General features: G+C 65.9%; 16 protein-coding genes. 9 read left to right on the top strand and 7 right to left on the bottom strand.

Features of this window, described 5'->3' with window-relative positions; translation table 11 throughout:
- The first annotated feature begins 46 nt into the window (after positions 1 to 46).
- Both ACLB0R_RS05940 and ACLB0R_RS05935 read left to right on the top strand, forming a co-directional pair.
- Entirely contained in the window at positions 47 to 994 is a 948-nt protein-coding gene (locus tag ACLB0R_RS05940; RefSeq protein ID WP_416642419.1) for a LysR family transcriptional regulator, read from the top strand.
- Between the two features lie 649 nt (positions 995 to 1,643).
- Positions 1,644 to 3,779: a TonB-dependent receptor gene (locus ACLB0R_RS05935; protein ID WP_416642418.1), complete on the top strand. Its 2,136-nt coding sequence runs from the start codon at positions 1,644 to 1,646 to the stop codon at positions 3,777 to 3,779.
- Positions 3,780 to 3,787: 8 nt separating this feature from the next.
- On the opposite strand, the gene pdeM is transcribed toward ACLB0R_RS05935, so the two are convergent.
- Complete coding sequence (gene pdeM, locus ACLB0R_RS05930; protein ID WP_416642417.1) at positions 3,788 to 4,450, bottom strand: ligase-associated DNA damage response endonuclease PdeM; 663 nt, start codon at positions 4,448 to 4,450, stop codon at positions 3,788 to 3,790.
- A gap of 137 nt (positions 4,451 to 4,587) precedes the next feature.
- Between pdeM and ACLB0R_RS05925 the strand changes: the two genes are divergently transcribed.
- Entirely contained in the window at positions 4,588 to 6,522 is a 1,935-nt protein-coding gene (locus ACLB0R_RS05925) for a potassium transporter Kup (protein ID WP_416642416.1), read from the top strand.
- A gap of 66 nt (positions 6,523 to 6,588) precedes the next feature.
- Positions 6,589 to 6,933: a hypothetical protein gene (locus ACLB0R_RS05920; RefSeq protein ID WP_416642415.1), complete on the top strand. Its 345-nt coding sequence runs from the start codon at positions 6,589 to 6,591 to the stop codon at positions 6,931 to 6,933.
- Between the two features lie 12 nt (positions 6,934 to 6,945).
- On the opposite strand, the gene ACLB0R_RS05915 is transcribed toward ACLB0R_RS05920, so the two are convergent.
- From ACLB0R_RS05915 to ACLB0R_RS05905, 3 genes are all read right to left on the bottom strand, one after another.
- On the bottom strand, positions 6,946 to 8,319 hold the full coding sequence (locus tag ACLB0R_RS05915) for a M20/M25/M40 family metallo-hydrolase (RefSeq protein ID WP_434953776.1): 1,374 nt from the start codon (positions 8,317 to 8,319) through the stop codon (positions 6,946 to 6,948).
- 117 nt (positions 8,320 to 8,436) lie between these two features.
- Complete coding sequence (locus tag ACLB0R_RS05910; RefSeq protein WP_416642413.1) at positions 8,437 to 9,357, bottom strand: aspartyl protease family protein; 921 nt, start codon at positions 9,355 to 9,357, stop codon at positions 8,437 to 8,439.
- 41 nt (positions 9,358 to 9,398) lie between these two features.
- On the bottom strand, positions 9,399 to 11,813 hold the full coding sequence (locus tag ACLB0R_RS05905) for a ligase-associated DNA damage response DEXH box helicase (RefSeq protein WP_416642412.1): 2,415 nt from the start codon (positions 11,811 to 11,813) through the stop codon (positions 9,399 to 9,401).
- Between the two features lie 251 nt (positions 11,814 to 12,064).
- On the opposite strand from ACLB0R_RS05905, the gene ACLB0R_RS05900 reads away from it, so the two are divergent.
- The 3 genes from ACLB0R_RS05900 to ACLB0R_RS05890 all read left to right on the top strand — a co-directional run bounded on the left by ACLB0R_RS05900 (position 12,065) and on the right by ACLB0R_RS05890 (position 14,775).
- Positions 12,065 to 12,916: a hypothetical protein gene (locus tag ACLB0R_RS05900; RefSeq protein WP_416642411.1), complete on the top strand. Its 852-nt coding sequence runs from the start codon at positions 12,065 to 12,067 to the stop codon at positions 12,914 to 12,916.
- Between the two features lie 2 nt (positions 12,917 to 12,918).
- Complete coding sequence (locus tag ACLB0R_RS05895) at positions 12,919 to 13,713, top strand: hypothetical protein (protein WP_416642410.1); 795 nt, start codon at positions 12,919 to 12,921, stop codon at positions 13,711 to 13,713.
- A gap of 63 nt (positions 13,714 to 13,776) precedes the next feature.
- Positions 13,777 to 14,775 (top strand): ligase-associated DNA damage response exonuclease, encoded by a 999-nt coding sequence (locus tag ACLB0R_RS05890; RefSeq protein ID WP_416642409.1) that lies wholly within the window; start codon positions 13,777 to 13,779, stop codon positions 14,773 to 14,775.
- 130 nt (positions 14,776 to 14,905) lie between these two features.
- Here ACLB0R_RS05890 and pepN read toward each other — a convergent pair whose 3' ends face one another.
- Positions 14,906 to 17,506 carry an aminopeptidase N gene (gene pepN / locus ACLB0R_RS05885; protein ID WP_416643026.1) on the bottom strand — a complete coding sequence of 867 codons (2,601 nt, stop codon included), beginning with the start codon at positions 17,504 to 17,506 and terminating at the stop codon, positions 14,906 to 14,908.
- 115 nt (positions 17,507 to 17,621) lie between these two features.
- Between pepN and ACLB0R_RS05880 the strand changes: the two genes are divergently transcribed.
- Together ACLB0R_RS05880 and ACLB0R_RS05875 are read left to right on the top strand one after the other, a co-directional pair.
- Entirely contained in the window at positions 17,622 to 19,334 is a 1,713-nt protein-coding gene (locus tag ACLB0R_RS05880) for a M20/M25/M40 family metallo-hydrolase (RefSeq protein ID WP_416642408.1), read from the top strand.
- 6 nt (positions 19,335 to 19,340) lie between these two features.
- Entirely contained in the window at positions 19,341 to 20,177 is an 837-nt protein-coding gene (locus ACLB0R_RS05875; RefSeq protein WP_416642407.1) for an NAD(P)-dependent oxidoreductase, read from the top strand.
- On the opposite strand, the gene ACLB0R_RS05870 is transcribed toward ACLB0R_RS05875, so the two are convergent.
- Complete coding sequence (locus tag ACLB0R_RS05870) at positions 20,087 to 21,016, bottom strand: DMT family transporter (protein ID WP_416642406.1); 930 nt, start codon at positions 21,014 to 21,016, stop codon at positions 20,087 to 20,089. The two genes, ACLB0R_RS05875 and ACLB0R_RS05870, sit on opposite strands and share 91 nt — an antisense overlap.
- A 7-nt stretch (positions 21,017 to 21,023) precedes the next feature.
- Positions 21,024 to 22,025 (bottom strand): threonine aldolase family protein, encoded by a 1,002-nt coding sequence (locus tag ACLB0R_RS05865; protein WP_416642405.1) that lies wholly within the window; start codon positions 22,023 to 22,025, stop codon positions 21,024 to 21,026.
- Between the last annotated feature and the right edge of the window lie 188 nt (positions 22,026 to 22,213).

The following is a 22,213-nucleotide window of genomic DNA, read 5'->3' as shown; positions in this document are numbered from 1 at the left end:
TCACTTATGGTGATACTATCGGTTGGACGCGGGGTGAGGCAAGGCAATGGACGAGGTCGAGCGGCGGCTGCGGGCCGTCAATCTGAACATGCTGCCGGTGCTGCGGGCGATCCTGAAGCACCGCAACCTGACTCGCGCCGCCGAGGAACTGAACCTCACCCAATCGGCGGTCAGCAACATCCTGAAGCGGCTGCGCGATCATTTCGACGATGATCTACTGATCCGCGACGGGCGACAATTCCGCTTGACCGAACGCGCCAACCGGCTGTTCGGGCCGCTCGACGATGCGATGCGGGCCTTAAGCCAGGTGGTGCGGCACGAACGCTTCGACCCCGCCACCGCAACGCACCGTTTCCGCATCGCCGCCGCCGATCACGTCACCGCGACGACTCTGCCCCGGATGGCGGCGATGATCGCCACCGAGGCACCCCGCATCGCCATTCAAGCGGTAACACCGACGGGAAGATCCTCGGAACAGCTCTTGTCCGACGCGATCGATATTATCATCTCGCCCAAGCAAGTGATCGACCCGCTGATGGAAGCGTCTGGCCGGCTGCGGCGGACGCTGGTCATTGAACCGTTGATTGAGGAACCGTTCGTCTGCATCCAGCGCGCTTCGGGCGACGACAGCGCGCGCGCGCTATCGCTGGCCGACTATGCCGGGCGCGCGCACGCGACCTTTGCGCTTGAAGTCAATTTCGCCGCCAGCCTTGAGCAATCCTATCTCGACGAGCACAATCTCAAGCAATTCAACCGGATCATCACGTCGGAATTCACCCTGCTGCCGCTGATCGTCAGCCAGTCGGACTGCGTGGCGCTGGTGCCGCGCAGCATCGCCAATCTGGCGGCGAGATCGCTGCCGATTACGATCACGCCCTCGCCGATACCGGTGCCCGACCTTGCCATGGTCGCGGTGTGGAACCGCCGCCGGCATGACGAACCCGAGCTCACCTGGCTGCGCGCCCTGCTGCGACGGAGCCTAGAGGGCATATAGATGAAACAAGCGAGACGATCGTGGAAATACGCCCTGTAAACGATGCATGTTAGTCGGGAAACTGTCGGCCGCCAGTTTCAGTTGCTGCACCGCCCGGCGGCTAACTGCGAGTATTGTCGTCGCCAGTCTAGAGCCCGCAACGGCGGGTCAAATCGGTAGCTGAGACAGTCACCGATGATTAGCAGCTTTTCGGATTCGCCTGATTGGCTGCGAGAATCTACGGTTGAGGCGTAAAGCGAAAGTCGAGTGGTTCACCGGCACTGGGGAATGGGCCGATGGCGGACGGCTAAATAAATCTGTCCGCATTTAGTAGGGCATCTGCGTCGGAGGCGTTCAACATCCCTCTGCCGCACCAATTAAGAAACTCATTGATCTGTAAACGCTATTTTTCCCAAATCCGTTTCACGCAAACTCCCTCGGCGCCGAATTTGCTAATTCGTAATGCGAGGGTCGCGTGTTCGAGTCACGCAAGCGGCACCATCCCATCAGACGAATTTTGCGCAGTGCGCTTGCCGCGCTTCTTAGGGCACGCTGGCCGGGCAGCCCCTTCGTACGCTGCGATGCCCACAACCACCTTGTAATTGAGAATGAGTATCAATAAAGAGTCTATTGCGACTCACTCTCAATATAAGGAATTGAAGCGTTGGCAATGTTGTGGCTCCGTCCGACCGTGTCTGCAGCCGTGCTGCTCGCCAGCCAGCTTAGCGCGGCCCCTGTTGCGGCAGCTGATGATGGCCTGAGCGGGGAGAGTAGCGGGCAGGATATCGTCGTTACCGCGACGCCTGATCGCTATAAGATCGACGGTACGACCAGTGCCACGCGCACCAAGACGCCGCTGGTCGACATTCCCCAGTCGCTGAATGTCATCACCAAGGCGCAGATCGACGATCAGGCGATCCGCTCGGTCACCGATCTCGTCCGACTGGTACCCGGCGTCAGCGGCGGCCAGGGCGAGGGGAATCGCGACCAGATCACGCTGCGCGGCAACAGCTCGACCGCCGATTTTTTCGTCGATGGCCTGCGCGATGACGTCCAATATTTCCGCAGCTTCTACAATCTCGACCGCGTCGAGGTGCTGAAGGGGCCGAACGCGACAGTGTTCGGGCGCGGCGGTGGTGGCGGCGTCATCAATCGCGTCACCAAGGCGCCGCTTGCCGGCATCACCGCGCTCGATACTGCCGTCAGCGTCGACAGCTTCGCGGATGCCTCGGTCGCGGTCGATGCCAACCACGCGCTTGGCGGCGCCGCAGCGCTGCGCCTGAACGGCTATTATGAGCGGCTCGCCAACAATCGCGATGTCTTCGATGGCGATCGCTACGCGGTGAACCCCGTCATCGGCACCACGACCAAGGGCGGCACCAAACTCCAGCTCGGCTATGAATATGTCGCGGACCACCGCGTGTCGGACCGGGGTGTGCCCTCGACCAACGGCCTGCCGCTCATCGGCTATCGCGATGCCTTTTTCGGCCAACCCGGGCTCAACCACAGCGATTTCATCGGCAATGTCGCGACCGCGCGGATCGAGGCGCCGCTCAGCGATGCGCTGACGCTGACCGCGCAGGCGCTCTATGGCGATTACAACAAGCGCTATATCAACGCCCAGCCGGCGACGGCGGTGGGCGGCAGCGCGTCCGCGCCGACGATCGGCATCGAGGCCTATGCCAATGCGACGCACCGCCGCAGCGCGCTGGCCCAGCTTTATCTCGAATGGCATGTCGCGACCGGTGGCATCCGCCACACGCTGCTGTTCGGCGCCGATGCCTCGCGCCAGACGACGCAAAGCGCGCGGACGACGGGCTTCTTCAATCCGACGACACCCAGCGCCGCCAATGCCCAGACGATCGTGCCGCTCGCCGACCCGATCGCGATCCCGCCCATCTATTTCATCGCCAGCCCTGCCGGCTACAACAACCGCTCGGTCACCGGTGCGCTCAACCAGGGCGCGCTTTACGTGCAGGACCAGCTGTCGATTGGCAGCCACCTCCAGCTCGTCGGCGGCATCCGCTATGATCGGGTATCGCTTGGCATCAGCAACCTCTACACGGGCCAGCGGTTCAAGCGAAACGACGATCTCTGGTCGCCGCGTGGTGCGATCATCGTCAAGCCGGTGGCGAGCGCCTCGATATACGCAAGCTACACCCGCTCGTTCCTGCCGCAATCGGGCGATCAGTTCAGCTCGCTTGATGTGACGACCTCGGCTTTGGCGCCCGAGCGGTTCGACAATTACGAAATCGGCGGCAAGTGGGACGTCACTCCGCAGCTCTCGCTGAGCGCGGCGATTTATCAGCTCGACCGGACCAATACGCGCGCCGCCGGGCCAGTGGCGGGGACGGTGGTGTTGACCGGCGCGCAGCGCACGCGCGGGGTCGAGCTATCGGCGACCGGGCATATCACCCCGCGCTGGCAGGCGACGCTGGGCTATGGCTATACCGACGCCGTCATCACCGCGACGACGACCAGCGCGCCGGCCGGGCGCCATGTCGCGCAGGCGCCACGCGACCAGTTCTCGCTGTGGAACCGCTACCAGCTGACCAAGGGCGTGGGGTTGGGCGCGGGCGTCTATTACCAGTCGTCGAGCTTTGCGAGCATCAGCAACGCCGTCACGCTGCCGGCTTATACCCGGCTCGATCTTGCCGCGTTCATCAAACTGAGCAAGCACGTCGAGGCGCAGATCAATGTCGAGAACGTGACCAACGCCGCCTATTTCCCGATCGCGAGCAGCGACAACAACATCTCGCCCGGCGCGCCGGTGAACGCGCGGTTCACGCTGCGGACGCGGTTCTGAGTCGGCCCTCAGGCCGCGATCGGGTAGCGCAGCAGCCGATTGGCGAGCGGCACCAGCGCTTCGGCATCGTCGCCCATGCTGCGCCGGATTTCGGGGTGCGCGGCGTCGAGGCCGCCGGTCAGCGCGCCGAACGCGGGCAGGATGATCTTACGCGCCGAGGCGACGAAGCAGCGGCGCGAGACGTGGCGGCCGCGCAGCCGCACGCGGTATTTGGGGTGAAAATGGCCGGAGATTTCGGGCTGCGCCTCGCCCGGATCAGCTTCGTGGCGCAGCAGGATGCCGTCAATTTCGGCCTCTATGCGTACCTCGCCGCCAAGATCAGGCGGCAGGGCGGCGTCGTGATTGCCGGTGATCCAGGTCCAACGCGTCGTCGCCATCAGGGCGTCGAGCATGGCGCGCTCGCCGGTGCCCAGCCGATCCGTGCCGGCGCTATCATGAAAGCTGTCGCCCAGGCACCAGACTTCGCGCACCCCCAGCCGCTCGACGATCGCGGTCAGCGCAGCCAGCGTGGCGAAACTGTCATAAGGCGGCAGCATCTGGCCGTGACGCGCGAAAGCGCTGGCTTTCTCCAGGTGCAAATCGGCGACCAGCAGCGCGCGCCGGCTCGGCCAGAACAGCGCCGCGTCGTGCAGCGCGACCAGCGATTGCCCGGCGAACGAAAAGGGAACCATGGCCCCCGCTATGCCGCCTCGCGCGCCGTGGATCAAGCCGTCATCGGCGGTTGATGCGCCGCACCATTTTTGCGCTTGCACTTCGCCCGCACAGGCGTAAAGCGCGCCGTCCTTTTCAGGGTTCGGGCCGCCGCTCTATGACGTCGATTGCTGCTGCGCCGTCGCCCCGCTCGCTGGTGGATCGGGCGACGTTGGTGCTGGCGCTGGGCGCGATCGGCGTGGTGTTCGGCGATATCGGCACCAGTCCGCTTTATGCTTTCCGCGAGGCACTCAACCTGACCAGCGAAGGCGGCATCGACGCCAGCGAGATTCTCGGCGTGCTGAGCTTGGCGCTCTGGTCGCTGATCCTCGTCGTCACGGTCAAATATGTGCTGTTCCTGATGCGCGCCGACAATCAGGGCGAGGGCGGCGTGCTCGCGCTGACCGCGCTCGCCCGGCGCGCGACCGGGCGCCGGATGGGGATTGCACTGGTGCTGGGCGCGGCGGGGGCGTCGCTCTTCTATGGCGATGCAATCATCACGCCGGCGCTGTCGGTGCTTTCGGCGGTCGAAGGGCTGAAGACGATTCCGGGCTGGGAAAATGCGATCAGCGAGGATGGCATCGTCACGCTCACCTTGGTCATCTTGGTGGCGCTGTTCATGATCCAGAGCCGGGGCACCGGCCACGTTTCCGCCTTGTTCGGGCCGATCTGCCTGGTCTGGTTCTTTGCGATCGGTGGCCTGGGTCTGGCGCATGTGCTCGATGAGCCGGCGGTACTGTGGGCGCTCAACCCGGCGCACGGGGTAACGTTTCTGGCGTCGCACGGCGTGCCGGGGCTGTTCGTGCTGGGCGCGGTGTTCCTGACGGTGACGGGCGCCGAAGCGCTGACCGCCGATATGGGGCATTTCGGGCGCGTGCCCATTCAGCTTGGGTGGTTCGCGCTCGTCTTTCCGGCGCTTATTCTCAATTACCTTGGCCAGGGAGCCTTCGCGCTCAACGCGCTGGAAGCGGCTGAAGCGGCGCATCAGCCGTTCGGCAATCAGGACTGGTTCTTCCTAATGGCGCCGGGGGCGTTGCGCGTGCCGCTCGTTATCCTCGCCAATCTCGCAACGATCATCGCCAGCCAGGCGGTGATCACCGGCGCTTATTCGCTTACCCAGCAAGCGATTCAGTTGGGCCTCTTGCCGCGCTTGCGCATCCGCCAGACCTCGGCCGATCATCTCGGCCAGATTTACCTGCCGGCGATCAACTGGCTGCTCTTGCTCGGCGTGATCGTGCTGGTCGTGCAGTTCCGCACCTCGTCGTCGATGGCGGCGGCTTATGGCATTGCGGTCACCGGCACGATGGTGATCACCACTTGCCTCGCCTATATCGTCGCCCGCTACCAATGGCATTGGCCGCGGTGGCGCGCGGCGGCGATCATCGCGCCATTCCTCGTCCTCGATCTGATCTTCTTCGGCGCCAATATCCTACGCGTGGTGGAGGGCGGCTGGGTGCCGCTGGTCGTGGCGGCGTCGATCGGTCTCGTCATCTCGACCTGGATCAGGGGCAAGCGCATCGTCAGCACGTTCGAGGCGCGGCAGAGCATCCCGCTCGCCGATCTGGCGGCCGCGCTCGCCAAGCGCCCGCCCGAGCGGGTGGAGGGCACGGCAGTGTTTCTGACCAGCAACCCCGCCAACACGCCGGGTGCGCTCCTCCACAACCTCAAGCACAACAAGGTGCTGCACAAGCGGAACCTGATCGTGACGGTGAAGACCGCCGACCGCCCGATTGTGCCGGCTGAGGAGCGCGCGACGGTGGCCGAGATCGACGATAACTTCACCACCGTTAAATTGCTCTATGGCTTCATGGAATCGCCGGACGTGCCGCACGACCTCGGCTTGGCTCGCGAGGCCGGGCGGATCGATGGCGATGGCAACAAGACCTCGTTCTTCATCGGCCGCAACACGATCAAGGCATCGGCCGGCGAAGGCATGCCCTTGTGGCAGGATCGCATCTTCATGTTCCTGCAGCGCAACGCCAATGATCCGACCGAATTCCTCCGCATCCCGCCCGGCAAGGTGCTTGAGCTTGGCGAGCAGGTGACCGTCTGACGGGGCTGGACTCTGCCGGCGAGGATGCGCAGGCTCCGCAAAGAACATTACCGATAGGGGGGAACGATGTTGTTGATCGCTCTGGCCGCCATGGCCGCTACAGCGCAGACGCCCGCAGCCGCCATTGGTGACGAGCAGGGGGATCTGCGCTGCCTTGCCACCTTCTCTTATGTGCTGAGCGAGAAGAAGGACGATACGACGCAAACCCAGCTCCAAATGGGCGCGCTCTATTTCGCCGGCAAATTGTTCGGCCGTAATCCCGGCATCGATCTGACCGCGAAGATGAAACAGGCGATCACGTCGTTCGGCGCGCAAGTCCCGATCGATGCCGAGCTCAAGCGCTGCGGCACGGAGATGGTCACGGCGGGCGACCGCCTGACGGTTACCGGCAACGCCCTGCAAGGCAAATAGGCGGCCGCCTAGTTACCCCGCATAGGCCTTCACCAGATCGAACAGATAATCGCGGCTGTCGTAGAGCGATTTCACGCGGATGCGTTCGTTGAGGCCGTGGGTGCCGTTGCCGTCGGGGTCGATGAAGGTACCCGGCGCGCCATAGACCGGGATGCCGATCGCTTCGAAGAAAATGCCGTCCGACGCGCCGGTCGACATGATCGGCAATATCGGCACACCGGGGAAGTGCTTGGCGGCAACCGCTCTCATCGGCCCGAGCACCTTGGGGTCGAGCGGCGGCGGCACGGCGACCGGGCGGATCGGCGCGTTGGCGGTGACTTTCACTTTCGGGCCGGCCAGTTCCTGCAGCTTGGCGAGCGTTTGATCCACCGTCTCACCAGGGAAGATGCGGCAATTGACGTTGGCGGTTGCGCGCTGCGGCAGCGCGTTCTCGGCATGGCCACCCGATAGCAGCGTCGCCACACAGGTGGTGCGTAGCGTCGAGTGGAAGGCCTTGTCGCGGCTGACGATCGCGTCGGCCTGCTTGTCATTGGGGTCGGCGAGGAGGCGCTTGATCGCGTCGCTGACCGGCGCCGGCGCGGTGCCAGACGCCGCAACCCCGCTGAAAAACGCCCGCGTCGTGTCGGTGAAGCGGACGGGGAATTCATAGCCCTGCACCGCCTTCAGCGCGTCGGCGAGCTGGTAGATGGCGTTGTCGGGCACCGGCTGCGAGCTGTGGCCGCCGGGGTTGGTAACCTCGAAGGTGAAGTTCTGCGCGGCTTTCTCGCCGACCTGCAGCGCGAGCACCTGGCGATTGCCTTGCGCATCGAGCCGTCCGCCGCCGCCTTCGTTGAGCACGAATTCGGCATCGATCAGGTCGCGCTTGTTCTTGGCGAGCCAATCCGCGCCGTTGAAGGCGTACGTCGTTTCCTCGCCGCAAGTCAGCGCCAGTTTGATGGTGCGCTTGGGGGCGTAATGCTCGGTCTTGAAGCGGATCATCGCATCCGCCCAGATCGACCCCATCGCCTTGTCGTCGACCGAGCCCCGACCATAATAATAGCCGTTTTCCTCGATCAGCTTGAACGGATCGCGCTGCCAATCGGCGCGCTTGGCTTCGACCACGTCGAGATGGGCGAGGAGCAGGATCGGCTTGGCTTTCTTGTCGCTGCCTTTGAGGACGGCGACAACGCCGCCTTCCTTGGGATGATCCGGCACGCTGAATTCGGTCACGTCGGCATCGGCATAGCCCGCCGCTTTCAGCCGCGCCGCGATCTGGTCGGCTGCCTGGGTGCAGCTGCCCGAGGAGAGTGTGGTATTGGTCTCGACCAGTTCCTTGTACAGCCCGAAATAGGCCTTCTGGTCGGGCCGGTCCTGCGCCGCAGCGACAAAGGGCAAAGTGAGCGCCATGGCAGTGGCGGCAAGGCGGATTGAACGCAATTTATGTCCCCCGGATCGGATGGTTTGCGCCAAGATTAAGCCGGTCGGCGATGAAAGCAACGCCCCAAGCGCCAGCTTTCGGACCGGCTAGCTCGGCATCCCGTCCGGCAAGGCAAAGCGGACTTCGCGATTGGCGAAATCGATGTCGACGCGGCGGAACAGCTTGATCGCGTCCATGCCGAGCAGGATCGCCGGCCGATCATCCAGCCCCAAGCGCCGGAACGGCGGCGCGTCGGCAAAGGCAATCGGCAGATTGTTGATCGAAACGCCACCGAGCATGATCGACGCGATCTGGGTATAGTTCGCGGTCAGCGACTTGCCGGTCACGCTGAGCAGCGAAACCGGGTGAAGCTCGCCGGTTCGGCGCGCAACCGCGCGCTGCAGCGCCAGATTGCCCATGCTGACTTGGGACCCGGTATCGATGACGACGCGGACGCGCGTGCCGCGAAACGAAGCGTCGGTTACCACGAGCTGGCCCAGCAAGCTCCGCGCCTCGACCACGATTTCGCCCGGTTCGGCAGGGCGGTGGCCATGCCGCAGCGAGGGCCGCACCAGCATCCGCTGATTCACGACGTCGATCGACACCGCATGGTGCTGGAGCGTATCCAGACCGAGCAAACCGACCGCGCCCAGATCATGCACGTCGAGCGCGGGTGCCTCGACGCGGGTCGTGCCCGTGGCGCTGACGGTCAGCGCGGGAATTACCACCGTGCCGACATCGCTCACGCCGGCCATCGCGGTCAGCCGCACTCTCGGGCCGGGCTCCAGCTGCAGCAAGTCGGCGAGCTGGCGCGCGATGACAGTGCGTTCCGCGCCCGTGTCGATGGTGAAATTATACGGCCCGTTGCTGCCGATCTTGACCGGCACCGTCATCCGCCCGGGACCATCGACGCCGAGCAACACATCGACCGGGGAGGCAGGCTTGGTTGTCGTGGCGATGGGATCGTCGGCCGAGGCGATGGCCGGCGCCAGCAGCATCAGGGCCAAGGCCGGGATACGGCGCGTCATGCTATTGCAATACGCCTCTCCCCGATCCTCAACAAGCGATTTCAATCGAGCCGCATCGCTTCGCGCGCCAGTGCCTCCGCCTCGATCAGGATCGCATCGTCGGCAGACGTGCCGGGGCCGACGCTTTCGCGACCAATCATCACCAGCACCGGCACGGCCAGCGGGCTGACCCGATCGAGCGCCACGTGCAGCATCGTCTCCGCCGCGCGGTCGAGCAGATCGGCGAGGCGGCCGACATCGGTCATCTTGGCGCGCGCATCCTCCCAGGCGGCGCGGAGCAGCAGATGGTCAGGCTCGTATTTGCGCAGCACGTCGTAGATGAGGTCAGTCGAGAAGGTGACTTGCCGGCCGGTCTTGCGCTTGCCGGGATGCTGGCGCTCGACCAACCCGCCGATCACCGCGACTTCGCGGAAGGCGCGGCGCAAGAGGTGCGATCCCTGCACCCAGTCGACGAATTCATCCTCCAGGATATCGGCCGAAAACAGCGCGGCAGGGTCGGTGATTTCCTCCAGGCCATAGCAAGCCAGCGCATAATCATTGGCGACGAAGCCGATCGGTTTCAGCCCCTGCGTCTCCATCCGCCGGGTGAGCAGCATGCCGAGCGACTGGTGCGCATTCCACCCTTCGAAGCTGTAGGCGACGAGGTGATGCCGGCCCTCATGCGGGAAGGTCTCGACCAGCAGCTGGCCGGGGCGAGGCAGCTGTGAGCGGCGCGCCTGGACTTCCAGCCACTCGCGCACGTCATCGGGGAAGCGGTGCCATTGGCCGGGCTCGGCGAGGAACTCGCGCACCCGCCGCGCCAGATGCGTGGTCAGCGGCATCCGCGCGCCGTTATAGCTCGGGATGCGCGCCGGCCGGGCGGTGGCGCGGACGATGATTTCCTCGGTATCGACGCGCTCGACCTCCAGGCTGGTGCCCGAGAAGAAGAAAGTGTCGCGAGGGGAAAGCGTGGCGCCGAAGCTTTCCTCGACCTTGCCGAGCGAGCGGCCGTTTTTGAACCGCACGTTGAGCATCGTCGCCTCGACGATGATCCCGGCGTTCAGGCGATGCTGGGCGATGAATTTGGGGTGGCTGACGCGCCACAGGCCATCAGCGCCCAACGCCAACCGCTTGAACTTGTCATAGGCCTTGAGCGCATAGCCGCCATCGGCGATGAACTGCAGCACCCGGGCGAATATTTCGTCCGGCAGCGCCGAATAGGGCGTCGCCGAGCGCACTTCGGCGAGCATCTCTTCGCCCCGGAGGGGCGCGGCGCACGCGCACGCCATGATATGCTGGGCGAGCACATCGAGGGCGCCGGTGCGGAACACCTCGCCATCGAGCTCGCCCGCCTCGACCGCATCGAGTGCCGCCCGCGCTTCTAGATATTCGAAACGATTACCCGGCACGACGATTGCCTCGGACGGCTCGTCGAGCCGGTGATTGGCCCGCCCGATCCGCTGCAGCAGCCGCGACGATCCCTTGGGCGCGCCCATCTGGATGACGCAATCGACATCGCCCCAGTCGATCCCCATGTCGAGGCTGGCGGTGCAGACCAGGCCGCGCAACCGCCCCGCGGCCATCGCGCTTTCCACCTTGCGCCGCGCTTCCAACCCCAGCGAGCCGTGGTGGATGCCGATGGGCAGCTGCATCGTGTTCGCTTTCCACAAATCCTGGAAGATCAGCTCGGCGAGGCCGCGGGTGTTGCAGAAGACCAGCGTCGTCTTGTGCGTCTCGATCTCGGCGATCACCTGATCGGCGGCATAGCGGCCCGAATGGCCCGACCAGGGCACGCGACCCTGGGGGAGCAGGATGGCGATGTCGGGATCGGCACCCGGATCGCCCTGCACCAGCCGCACCGCATCGATATCGCCATCGGGCGCCAGCCAGGCGCGGAAGGCATCGGGATCGGCAACCGTCGCCGACAGCGCGACGCGGCGCGCGGCGGGCGCGATCGCCTGCAACCGCGCCATGGCGAGCGCCAGCAAGTCGCCGCGCTTGCCGCTGGCAAAGCCGTGCACCTCGTCGACGATGATCGTTTTGAGCCCGGCGAACATCAGGAAACTGTCCGGGTAGCTCAGCAGCAGCGACAGCGATTCGGGCGTGGTCAGCAGGATTTGCGGCGGGCGCACCCGCAGGCGCACCTTGCGATCGTGCGGGGTATCGCCGCTCCTCGTTTCGACGCGGATGTCGAGGCCCATTTCCTCGATCGGCGTCTCCAGATTGCGCCGCACATCGACCGCGAGCGCCTTCAATGGCGAGACATAGAGCGTGTGCAGCCCCTCGCTCGGCGCTTCGATCAGCTCGACCAGGCTGGGGAGGAAGCCGGCCAGCGTCTTGCCCGCCCCCGTCGGCGCCACCAGCAGCGCATGCTCGCCGGCGCGCGCCGCCGCCAGCATCTCGAGCTGATGCCGCCGCAGCGCCCAGCCCTTGGCGGCGAACCAGTCGGTAATGGCGGCAGGCAGCGGAGCGCTCATCCCCCCGATATGGCGTGTCGAGCGGCGATGGCCAATTGGGGGGCCAATTGGCGGGCCAATCGGGAGCGAAGTTGACGAAGTTTACACTACGTCCCCCCTTTGTTGCCCCCTCGTGCATCCCGACGATGTTGGAGAAACGGCGATGCGCGGCGGGAGCCATGGCGCGCATTGTGCCTGTGCCGGTCCAGGTAGGACAGCCGCCGCCGCGAAAGCCATTGCGCTGGCGTAAAGCTTGTGTAGCACCGGGCGACATGGGGGATTTGCCGGAAAACGAGGTCGCGCGGGATGCAGCCGCCGCCGCTGCGCCCCCGCTGCCCGAGGACGCGCCCATGGACATCCACAAGCCCAAACCCGTCCACAATCTCCGCGAATTTCTGAGCGAGATCACCGTCATCGTCATCGGCGTGCTGATCGCGCTGGGGTTGGAGCAGGCCGTGGAGGCGTGGCATTGGTACCACCAGGTCGAGACGACGGAACAAGCGTTGCGCGCTGATTTGCTTGAAACCTACGATACCGCGGCAGATCGGATCGCGATCACCGGTTGCCTTGAACACCGCCTCGACGAAATCGCTGCCATTGTCGATCAAGCCGGCGCCACCGGCCGCCTGCCGCCCATCGGCCGGTTGGGCAGTCCCCCCAATTTTGTCGGCAGCCAGGCGACGTGGGAAAGCGCCTTGGCAGGGCAGACGGCCGAGCATCTCTCGGTCCGCCGGCGTCGGGCTTATGCGGCAATGTACAGCTTTGACGCGCGCATGATCGACGACAACAAGCGCGAGAGCGAAGCGTGGAACGCCCTCTACACGCTGGTCGGGCCAGGACGCGCCGTAACCCCGGCTGAGATCGCCAACTGGCGCGCCGATGTCGGGCGCGCCCGCCAGGAAAGCGAAACGATGGCGCTGCTGTCGGTTCGCTTCCAGCAATTGATCGATTCGTCGCCTCTCGCCAAGGATCACAAACCCTATTCGGCGACATCCCGGTCCATGTCGGCAGCGTGCCAGCCCATTGGACCCGCACCGGCGCATTACGGCAGTTCCTTGTTCGTCGATGGTATCGCGCACGCGCGCCAGGCGCCGATCACAAGCGATTTTCCCAAGGATCCCTAGCCATGGCCGAGCCTTTACCGCCCGGCGCCGCGCTGCCCCCCATGCTGCCCGATGGCGAATTCGCCGTCTCCAAGTCCGAGGACGCCCCGATGGACATCCACAAGCCCAAACCCGTCCACAATCTGCGCGAATTCCTGAGCGAGATCACCGTCATCGTGATCGGCGTGCTGATCGCGTTGGGACTGGAGCAGGCGGTCGAGGCGTGGCATTGGCATGAGGAGGTTGCCGCCGAGCGCGCTGCGTTCCGGGCGGAGGAACTCGACGGGCGATCGCTTTTCCTGCTCAGGCAGCAGCTGCAACCCTGCATCGATCGGCGCCTCGCCGAAGTGAAGCTGGTGTTGCAGCGGCATCATGACGGCCAGCCGCTCGGCATTATCGGCCCGCTCGGTCGGCCGAACGGCTCGGGGGTGTCGCTGGGCAGCTGGCAGATGGCGCTGACCGGCCAGGGGCTGGCGCATATGCCGCTGCAGGAAAAACTCGACCTCAGCCAGCGGTTCAGCTCCTACGAAAAATTCAACGCGATCATTGAGGATGAGCAGCGGCTGTGGACCAAGCTTGCGGTGGTGGACGATGCCGAGCTGCTGACAGCCGCGAATTGGAGCGACTTGAGCGACACCTTTGCCGAGGCAAAGGCGATCAACAATCGCCTGCGGACGAACATACCGCCGTTTCTCGCCTTCCTCCCCAAAGAGGCGAAGGACGCCGGCGCACCGCCCGTCGACCCGGATGGCAAGGCCCAAGGCCAATCGGTCTGCCGGCCGATGCTGGCGTCGTCGCCCGGCACGCCGCCGCGCTAGCATCGCGAGCCGTTGCGCGGGCCATATGGTTGTCCGCCAGCAGGCGCGCCCCATATCCAGCCGATGGCCAAGCTCGGCGACTGGATCGAACCACACCCTGAGGGCATCTACGTCCCCGCCGCCGACGCGTGGATCGATCCTTCAATGCCCAAGCCGCGCGCGCTGGTGACGCATGGCCATGCCGATCATGCGCGCGGCGGGCATGGCGCGGTGTGGGCGACCGCCGAGACGCTGGCGATCATGGCGGCGCGGTACGGTGCGCAGGCCGCGCATCCGGTCGGCTATGGCGAGACGATCGACTTTGGCGAAGTGGCGGTGCGCTTCGTGCCGGCGGGGCATGTGCTGGGATCGGCCCAGATCGTGCTCGCGCATCGCGGCGAGACGATCGTCGTGTCGGGCGACTACAAGCGGCGGGCCGACCCGACCTGCGCGCCGTTTGAGCCGGTGAAGTGCGACGTGTTCATTACCGAAGCGACCTTTGGTTTGCCGGTGTTCCGCCATCCCGAAACGGGCGACGAGATCGATAAGCTGACAACAGCACTCGCCGCCAATCCTGATCGCTGCGTGCTGGTCGGCGCTTATGCGCTCGGCAAGGCGCAGCGGGTGATTGCCGAACTGCGTGCGCGGGGGTTTGCCGAGCCGATCTACATTCACGGCGCGCTGCAGAAATTATGCGACCTCTATGTCGCGCACGGGGTCGAGCTCGGCGAGCTGCGGCCGGCGACCGAAGCGAGCAAAGCCGAGCTGGCCGGCCGCATCGTCATCGCGCCGCCCTCGGCGCTCAACGATCGCTGGTCGCGGCGCTTGCCCGATCCGATCACCGCGATGGCGAGCGGTTGGATGCGGGTCCGCCAGCGCGCGGTGCAGCGCGGCGTCGAGCTGCCGCTGATCCTTTCCGACCATGCCGACTGGGACGAACTGACCGATACGCTGCGCGAGCTATCGCCGCGCGAGGTATGGGTCACCCACGGCCGCGACGACGCCCTCGTCCACTGGTGCGCGACGCACCAGATCAAGGCCCGCGCGCTGGCGCTGAGCGGCTATGAGGACGAGGATGATTAGCGGCTCGGGTTATTCATCACCCGTCATTCCCGCGCAGGCGGGGATCCATTGTCGCTGCGGCCAGCGCCTATCTGCCAGCGCCCGCCCGAATGGATTCCCGCCTGCGCGGGAATGACGTCGAGAAAAATCGCTACCCCGCCAGGCTCTTCGATGCCTGCTCGAACATGTCCTTCGACAAGCCCGGCGTCTTGAGGATGCGCTCCAGCTCGGCGCGCATCTGGGTGGCGCGGCCTTCATCGAAGCGTTGCCAGCGGCCGAGCGGGGGGAGCAGCTTGGCGGCGGTCTGCGGGTTGAGTTTGTCGAGCGCGATCAGCTGATCCGCCAGGAAGCGATAGCCGCGCCCGTCCGCCGCATTGAACGCGCGCTGGTTGACGCTGAACGCCCCGACCAGCGCGCGGGCGCGATTGGGATTGGCCAGCGTGAAATCGGGGTGGCGGGCCAGCTCCATTACCACGTCGGGCGTATCGTCGCGGGTCGAAAAGGCCTGGGTCGAGAACCATTTGTCGAGCACCAGCGGATTGTCTGAATAGCGGTTGTAGAAGATGTCGAGCGCGGCGACGCGGGTGTTCGATTGGCCGTTGACGAGCGTGGCGAGCGCGCCCTGGCGGTCGGTCATATTGTCGGCGGCTTCGAATTGCTGGAAGGCGATTTCGTACGCGTCCCCGGCGCCTGAAGCGGCGATATAGCCGAGTGCGACGCCCTTCAGCCGGCGCAGGCCCTTGGCTTGCGGATCGTAGCGATAAGCGCCGGCGTCTTTCCCCCGCGCATAAGCCGCGCGCCAGCGTGCCTCCAGCGACTTGCCGAGGTCGCGGCGCAGGCTTTCGCGCGCGCGGAAGATCGCCTCGGGATCGACGATGGCGAGTTGGTCGCCGATGAAGCTTTCCGAGGGCAGCAGCACCACTTCGGCAATGAACGCGGGGTCGAGCGCGGCATCGTCGAGCGTGTCGGCGACGGCAGCAATGACCGGGGCGTGATCGGCGCGGCCCTGGCGGACGCTGGCGATCAGCGTGTCGAGCATCAGCTGCTGCATCGCTTCGTAGCGCGCGAAGGGATCGTCATCATGCGCCGACAGGAAAGCGAGCGCGCGGGCGCCGCGATCGCTATCGACGATGACGGGCGTCGAGAATTCTCGGTTGATCGACAGCACCGGCGGCTCGGTGATGTCGTTGAACGTCAGCGTCTGGGTCGGCTGGGCGAGCAGGACCAATTGTTCGTCGGTGAGCGGCTTGTTGCTCGTCTCGCCGAACAGCCGGGTCTTGAGCGGCAGCAGCATCGGCGCCTTGTCGGGCTGGCCGGGGGTGGGCGGCACGGACTGGGTCAGCGTCAGCGTCGCGGTGGCGGCGGCGGGGTCATGCGCCAAGGCAGCGGAGACGCGCGGCGTGCCGGCCTGGCTGTACCACAAGCGGAACTGGCCAAGATCGATGCCGCTTGTCTGCTCCATTGCCTGGACAAAATCTTCGCACGTCGCCGCGGTGCCGTCATGCTCGGCGAAATACAGGTCGGTGCCGGCGCGGAACTTGTCCGGGCCCAGGATCGTCGCCATCATGCGGATGACTTCGGCGCCCTTGTTGTAGATGGTCGCGGTGTAAAAGTTCGAAATCTCGATATAGCTTTCGGGGCGCACCGGGTGCGCCAGTGGCCCGGCATCTTCGGGGAATTGCGCGGCGCGCAGCGCGCGGACATCCTCGATCCGCTTGACCGCCGCCGAGCCTTGATCGGCTGAAAAGCTCTGATCGCGAAAGACGGTGAAGCCTTCTTTCAGGCTTAGCTGGAACCAGTCGCGGCAGGTGACGCGATTGCCCGACCAATTGTGGAAATATTCGTGCGCGACGACGGCGGCGATCGCGTCATAATCATAATCGGTCGCGGTGTCGGGGTCGGCGAGGATGTAGCGGCTGTTGAAAATGTTCAGCCCCTTATTCTCCATCGCGCCGAAGTTGAAATCGTCGACCGCAACGATGTTGAACACGTCGAGATCATATTCGCGGCCATAGACTTGCTCGTCCCAGCGCATCGCGGTCTGCAGGCTGGCGAGTGCGTGGCCAGTGCGGGCCAGGTCGGCGGCGCGCACCCAGATGCCGAGTGCAACCTCGCGCCCGCTCATCGTGGTGAAGGTGGCGCGATTGGCGACGAGATCGCCCGCGACCATCGCGAACAGATAGCAGGGCTTGGGGAAGGGATCGTGCCATTCCGCCCAATGCCGGCCATCGGCGAGCTCGCCTTGCGCGACCGGATCGCCATTGGCGAGCAGCACCGGGTAGCGCGCCTTTTCGGCGGTCATCCGCACCTGATAGCGGCTCAGCACATCGGGCCGATCAGGGAAGAAAGTGATGCGGCGGAAGCCTTCCGCCTCGCATTGCGTGCAGAGCAGCCCGCCCGAGGCATAAAGTCCCATCAGCTGGGTGTTGCGCTCCGGCGCGATTTCGCAAGCGGTTTCGATGACGTGGCTGTCGCCGTCGAGCGGCACGACCAAAGTATTGCCCTCGAACGACCAATCGCCGCGCTCGGCGCCATCGACGCGGACATAAAGCGGGCGTTGACCGCCGCCGTCGAGCCGGATCGCGCGCGCGTCTGCGCTGTTGCGGGTGACGGTCAGCGTCGCGCGCACCGCGGTGTTGCTGGCGGCGAGATCGAAATCGAGCGCGATATCGGGCACCAGCCATTCGGGCGCCGTGTAATCGCTGCGCCGAGTGACGTGCGGCTGGGCAGGCGAGGCATTGAGATCGATCATGGCCGCCAGATAGGCCGATCGCTCGCCGACTGCCAATCGAAACCGTCACTTACAGTAAGCGATATTGCGTACCGGCGCGCTGCTGCTATGCCCCGGCAAAACACCGGGAGACGCTATGCCTGTTTTTTCCTTCGCCGCGCGTGGCCTGCTGGCCGGCGCCTCGCTTGCCCTGATCGCCGGCGCCGCCGTTGCGCAGACCAATGCGCCGGCACCCGCGCCCGCGCCGGCCCCGCTGACGCCCGCGCAAGTCAACGCGATCGTCGATGCGCCGCTGCCGCCCGACCAGGCCGCGATGAAGGCGCATGTGATGTTCCTGGCGTCGGACGCGCTCAACGGGCGCGATGCGGCGAGCGGCGATTTCGCGGTGGCGGCGCAATATGTCGCGGCGCAATTCTATGCGGCGGGGTTGCGGCCGGCGGGTGACGATGGCGGCTATCTCCAGCACGTGCCGCTCGTCCAGTATCGCGCGGCGGATCCGGGCAGTTTCGCACTGGTTCACGGCAAGACGAACGAGGCGCTGGCGTTCGGCACCGATTACATCCCGAGCGCCAACCCGGCGGCGCGCGACACGCAGGTGACCGCGCCGGTGGTGTTCGTCGGCCAGGGCATCGTCGCGCCCGAGAATGGCATTGACGATTATGCCGGCGTCGATGCGCGCGGCAAGATCGTCGTGCTGTTCGGTGGCGCGCCGACCACGCTCAACAGCGAGATTCGCGCGCATTTCGGCGGGCTTGCTGCCAAGGCCGCGGTTGCCGGGGCGCATGGCGCGGTCGGCGTGATCCAGCTCGAATCGAGCGCCAAGCCGGGGCGCAGCACGCCGAGTTTTGCACAGCTCAAACTCGGCTATGCCCGGCCGCGCACCATCTGGGCGACGCCCGACGGCGTCGGCGGATCGGTGCCGGGGAGCGCGCCGGTGCTCGGCGTGCTGAGCCAGGCAGGCGCGGCCAAGCTGTTCGCCGGCGCACGCGTGCCATGGGCGAAGCTCGCCAAGCTCTCGGCAACCGATAACCCGCGCTACCGCGCCGAGCCGCTCAAGGCCAAATTGGCGGTGGCGACGCATACCAGCTTCGACGCGCAATCGAGCAGCAATGTCGCCGGCATCATCCCCGGTAGCGACCCCAAGCTGGCGAGCGAAGTCGTCGTGCTCTCAGCGCATCTCGACCATATCGGCGTCAACAAGAACGCCAAGGGCGACCAGATCAACAATGGCGCCGAGGATGACGCGGTCGGCATCGCCTCGCTGATCGAGGAAGCCAAGCGCTTCAAGCAATCGGGCAAGCCGCCACGCCGCACCGTGCTGTTCCTGGCGGTGACGGCGGAGGAGAAGGGGCTGGTCGGCTCGGATTATTATGCCCGCCACCCGACGCTGGGCAGTGACAAGATCGTCTCCGACGTCAATCTCGACATGCCGATCCTGACGTATAAGTTCGAGGATATCGTCGCGTTCGGCGCCGATCGCTCGACGCTCGGGCCGATCGTGAAGGCCGCGGCAGCAGCAGCGGGCGTGCCGACGTCGCCCGATCCGATCCCGGAGGAAGCGATTTTCGTCCGCTCCGACCATTATCGCTTCGTCCAGCAAGGCGTGCCCTCGGTGTTCCTGTGGCCGGGGCAGATGGGGCCGGGCAAGGCCGCGACCGAGGATTTCCTGGCGCATCATTATCACCAGCCTTCGGACGATCTGACGCTGCCGATCGACTGGTCGCAGGGCGTGCGCTTCGTCGACGTCAATTACCGCATCGCCCGCGCGATTGCTGATGGTGATGATCGGCCGCGCTGGAACAAGGGCGATTTCTTCGGCAAGCTCTATCACGGTTATGGCGCCGAGTGACGCCGCGTGGCCCGGCTGCTGATCTTCGGGCTGGGCTATAGCGCGAGTCATCTAGCGGGGCGGGTGCGGGCGCTGGGCTGGGAGGTTGTCGGCACGAGCCGGAGCGGGCGCGAGGGGACGATCGCGTTCGATGATGCGGCGGCGGTGACGGCAGCGATCGGGCGGGCAACGCACATCCTGTCCTCGGTACCGCCGGATGATGCCGGCGATGCGGTGTTGGCGCATTATGGCGCGGCGCTGAGCGCCTCGGGCGCGTGGTTGGGCTATCTCTCTTCGACCGGCGTCTATGGCGACACTGGCGGCGCGTGGGTCGATGAAAGCGCGCCGATCGGGGGCCGGCGCCCGGCGCGCAACGCAGCAGACGCGGCGTGGTTGGGGCTGGGCGCGCGCGTCTTTCGGCTACCGGGCATCTACGGACCGGGCCGCTCCGCGCTCGACCGGGTCAGGGCTGGCACCGCGCATCGCGTCGAGCTCGCCGCCCAAGTGTTCAGCCGCGTCCATGTCGACGATATCTCGAGCGGGGTGATTGCCGCGTTCAGCGGCCCGCCCGGTGCTTACAACCTCGCCGATGACCAACCGGCCAGTCAGAATGCCGTGATCGAGCATGCCGCGCGGCTGCTCGGGCTCGACCCGCCGCCGCTGGTGCGGCTCGCCAGCCTGTCGGCCATGGCGCGGGGCTTCTACGCGGAAAACCGCCGGGTCGCCAACGGCAAGGCCAGGCGGTTGCTCGGCTGGCGGCCGGCCTATCCCGATTATCGCGTCGGTCTCGGCGCTCTCAACGCGATGACCAGCCCGGCAAGCGCCAGCAACGCACCCGCCACCGCCACTGCCGACCAGCGATAATGCTCGAACAATGTTGAAAACAGCATCGCGATGACCGGGATGACGACGCTCGAATAAGCCGCCTTGGCCGCGCCGATCACGCGGATCAGCTGGAAATAGAGCGTGAACGCCACCGCCGAGGCGACGACGCCGAGATATAGCAAGCCGATCAGATACGCCGGGCGCAGCTCGATCACCGGGGCACCGACTGTGGCCCAGGCATAGAGCGCGTCGATCCCGCCGCCGATCAGCATGGCGAGCGCGAGCATCGGCGCCATTGGATAAGCGCGCGCGGTCGCGGTGCCCTGCATGACATTGGCGGTGGACGCGCACATCACCCCGGTCAGCGTCAGGCCCACGCCGGCGAGCACATCGCCCAGTCCGCGCGGCGCGACGCGCGCTTCATGCACGAACAGCAGCGCGACGCCCGCCACCGCCACTACCGAGCCGATCAGCAATTGCCGCCCGAGCACCTGGCCAAGGAAAATCCGCCCGAGGATCGCATTGGGCACCAGCAGCAGCGCGAACACCACCGCGACGAGGCCCGAAGCGATATGCTCCTCGGCGCGATAGACGAAGTTGAAGTTGAGCACGAACTGCATCAGGCCGAGGATTGCGGCGAACCGCAGGCCGCGCAGGTCGCGCGGCAGCGGCTCGCGCTTCCACGCGGCATAGGCGAGCATGGCGAGGCCGGCGGTCAAGAAGCGATAGCTGACCGACCAGCTCGGCGGCACGACCGCGAGCTGGTCACGAATGACGATCCAGGTCGATCCCCAGATCAGCGTGATGATCGCAAACGGCACCAGCACCGCCGCGCGCGTCGACTGGACGCGCACCGAGGGATCGACGGTGATCGTCATGCCGCCATTAAAGCGCCGCGATCGCGTCGGCGAGCGGGCGGATATCGGTTTCGCCCTGCTGCCACGAGACGACAAGCCGCGCTTCGCCCGGGCCCCAATCGTAGAAATCGAAACCCTGGGCGCGCAGCGTCGCGGCCTCTTGCGAGGTCACTTTCAGGAACACTTCGTTCGCCTCGACCGGGTGGACCAGCCGGTCGCCCGCTGCGGCCGCCAGCATTGCCGCGCCGGCATTGGCGGCGCGCGCGTTCCTCAGCCACACATCGCCGTCGAGCATCGCCAATATCTGCGCGGCGAGATAGCGGCCCTTGGAGAGCAGATGCCCGGCGCGCTTGCGGCGATAATAGGTGGCCGCCGCCAGCTCGGGCTTGAAGAAGACGAGCAGTTCCGCCGTCATGCCGCCATTCTTGATGAAGCCGAAGCTCAGCGCTTCGACCCCCGCACGCCACGTCACGTCCGCGGGCGCGCAGCCGAGATGGGCGATGGCGTTGGCGAAACGGGCGCCATCCATGTGCAGCCCGAGCCCGCGCGCGCGGCACAGATCGCCGATCGCGGCGACTTCGGCGGGCGTATAGACCAGGCCATATTCGGTCGCATTGGTGATCGAGACGGCGTGAGGCTGCACCTGATGGACGTCGTTGCGCGTCGCGGCGAGCACGGCGTTGATCATCTCGGGGGTCAGCTTGGCGCCGTCGCCCTCGGCGAGCAGCAGCTTGGCGCCGGCGGTGTAGAATTCAGGCGCGCCCGCCTCGTCATTCTGGATGTGCGCGTCGCGATGGCAGATGACCGCGCCGTGCGGCGGGCAGAGCGCGGCGAGCGCGAGGCAATTGGCCGCGGTGCCGCTGGAGACCCACAGCGCCTTTACGTCAGTCTCGAACAGCGCCGAGAGCCGCGCGTCGAGCGACTGGCTCCACCGGTCGCCATCATAAGCGGTGTCGACGGTGTTGACGGAGGCAAGCGCCGCCAGCACTTCGGGGCAAGCGGGCGCGGCGTTGTCGGAGAAGAAGCGCATGGCGGAGCCCTTGCTGCGCAAGGGCGGCGGCGTCAAGCGGGGCGGGAGGACATCTTCCTCTCCCGCTTGCGGGAGAGGATAGCGCAGCTTAGCGCGCCAGCGCTTAGCGTAGCTTGGTGAGGGCAGCCACAAGGGCGACCGTCGGAATTACCCCTCACCCAGCTCCGACTAAGGCCCTTCCGGGCCTA

The sequence above is a fragment of the Sphingomonas sp. GlSt437 genome (assembly GCF_048015635.2).
Lineage (GTDB): Bacteria > Pseudomonadota > Alphaproteobacteria > Sphingomonadales > Sphingomonadaceae > Sphingomonas.
Note: the sequence above shows the minus strand (reverse complement) of the source record. Positions and strands in the feature narration are given on the sequence as shown.

Excerpts from the sequence above, each read along its gene's own strand:
- ACLB0R_RS05870 (WP_416642406.1), bottom strand. The coding sequence starts at position 21,016 with ATGACGATCACCGTCGATCCCTCGGTGCGCGTCCAGTCGACGCGCGCG.
- ACLB0R_RS05935 (WP_416642418.1), top strand. The coding sequence starts at position 1,644 with ATGTTGTGGCTCCGTCCGACCGTGTCTGCAGCCGTGCTGCTCGCCAGC.
- ACLB0R_RS05915 (WP_434953776.1), bottom strand. The coding sequence starts at position 8,319 with ATGGCGCTCACTTTGCCCTTTGTCGCTGCGGCGCAGGACCGGCCCGAC.
- ACLB0R_RS05920 (WP_416642415.1), top strand. The coding sequence starts at position 6,589 with ATGTTGTTGATCGCTCTGGCCGCCATGGCCGCTACAGCGCAGACGCCC.
- pepN (WP_416643026.1), bottom strand. The coding sequence starts at position 17,506 with ATGATCGATCTCAATGCCTCGCCTGCCCAGCCGCACGTCACTCGGCGC.
- pdeM (WP_416642417.1), bottom strand. The coding sequence starts at position 4,450 with ATGGTTCCCTTTTCGTTCGCCGGGCAATCGCTGGTCGCGCTGCACGAC.
- ACLB0R_RS05890 (WP_416642409.1), top strand. The coding sequence starts at position 13,777 with ATGGCCAAGCTCGGCGACTGGATCGAACCACACCCTGAGGGCATCTAC.
- ACLB0R_RS05940 (WP_416642419.1), top strand. The coding sequence starts at position 47 with ATGGACGAGGTCGAGCGGCGGCTGCGGGCCGTCAATCTGAACATGCTG.
- ACLB0R_RS05910 (WP_416642413.1), bottom strand. The coding sequence starts at position 9,357 with ATGACGCGCCGTATCCCGGCCTTGGCCCTGATGCTGCTGGCGCCGGCC.
- ACLB0R_RS05905 (WP_416642412.1), bottom strand. The coding sequence starts at position 11,813 with ATGAGCGCTCCGCTGCCTGCCGCCATTACCGACTGGTTCGCCGCCAAG.
- ACLB0R_RS05900 (WP_416642411.1), top strand. The coding sequence starts at position 12,065 with ATGGGGGATTTGCCGGAAAACGAGGTCGCGCGGGATGCAGCCGCCGCC.
- ACLB0R_RS05925 (WP_416642416.1), top strand. The coding sequence starts at position 4,588 with ATGACGTCGATTGCTGCTGCGCCGTCGCCCCGCTCGCTGGTGGATCGG.
- ACLB0R_RS05880 (WP_416642408.1), top strand. The coding sequence starts at position 17,622 with ATGCCTGTTTTTTCCTTCGCCGCGCGTGGCCTGCTGGCCGGCGCCTCG.
- ACLB0R_RS05895 (WP_416642410.1), top strand. The coding sequence starts at position 12,919 with ATGGCCGAGCCTTTACCGCCCGGCGCCGCGCTGCCCCCCATGCTGCCC.
- ACLB0R_RS05865 (WP_416642405.1), bottom strand. The coding sequence starts at position 22,025 with ATGCGCTTCTTCTCCGACAACGCCGCGCCCGCTTGCCCCGAAGTGCTG.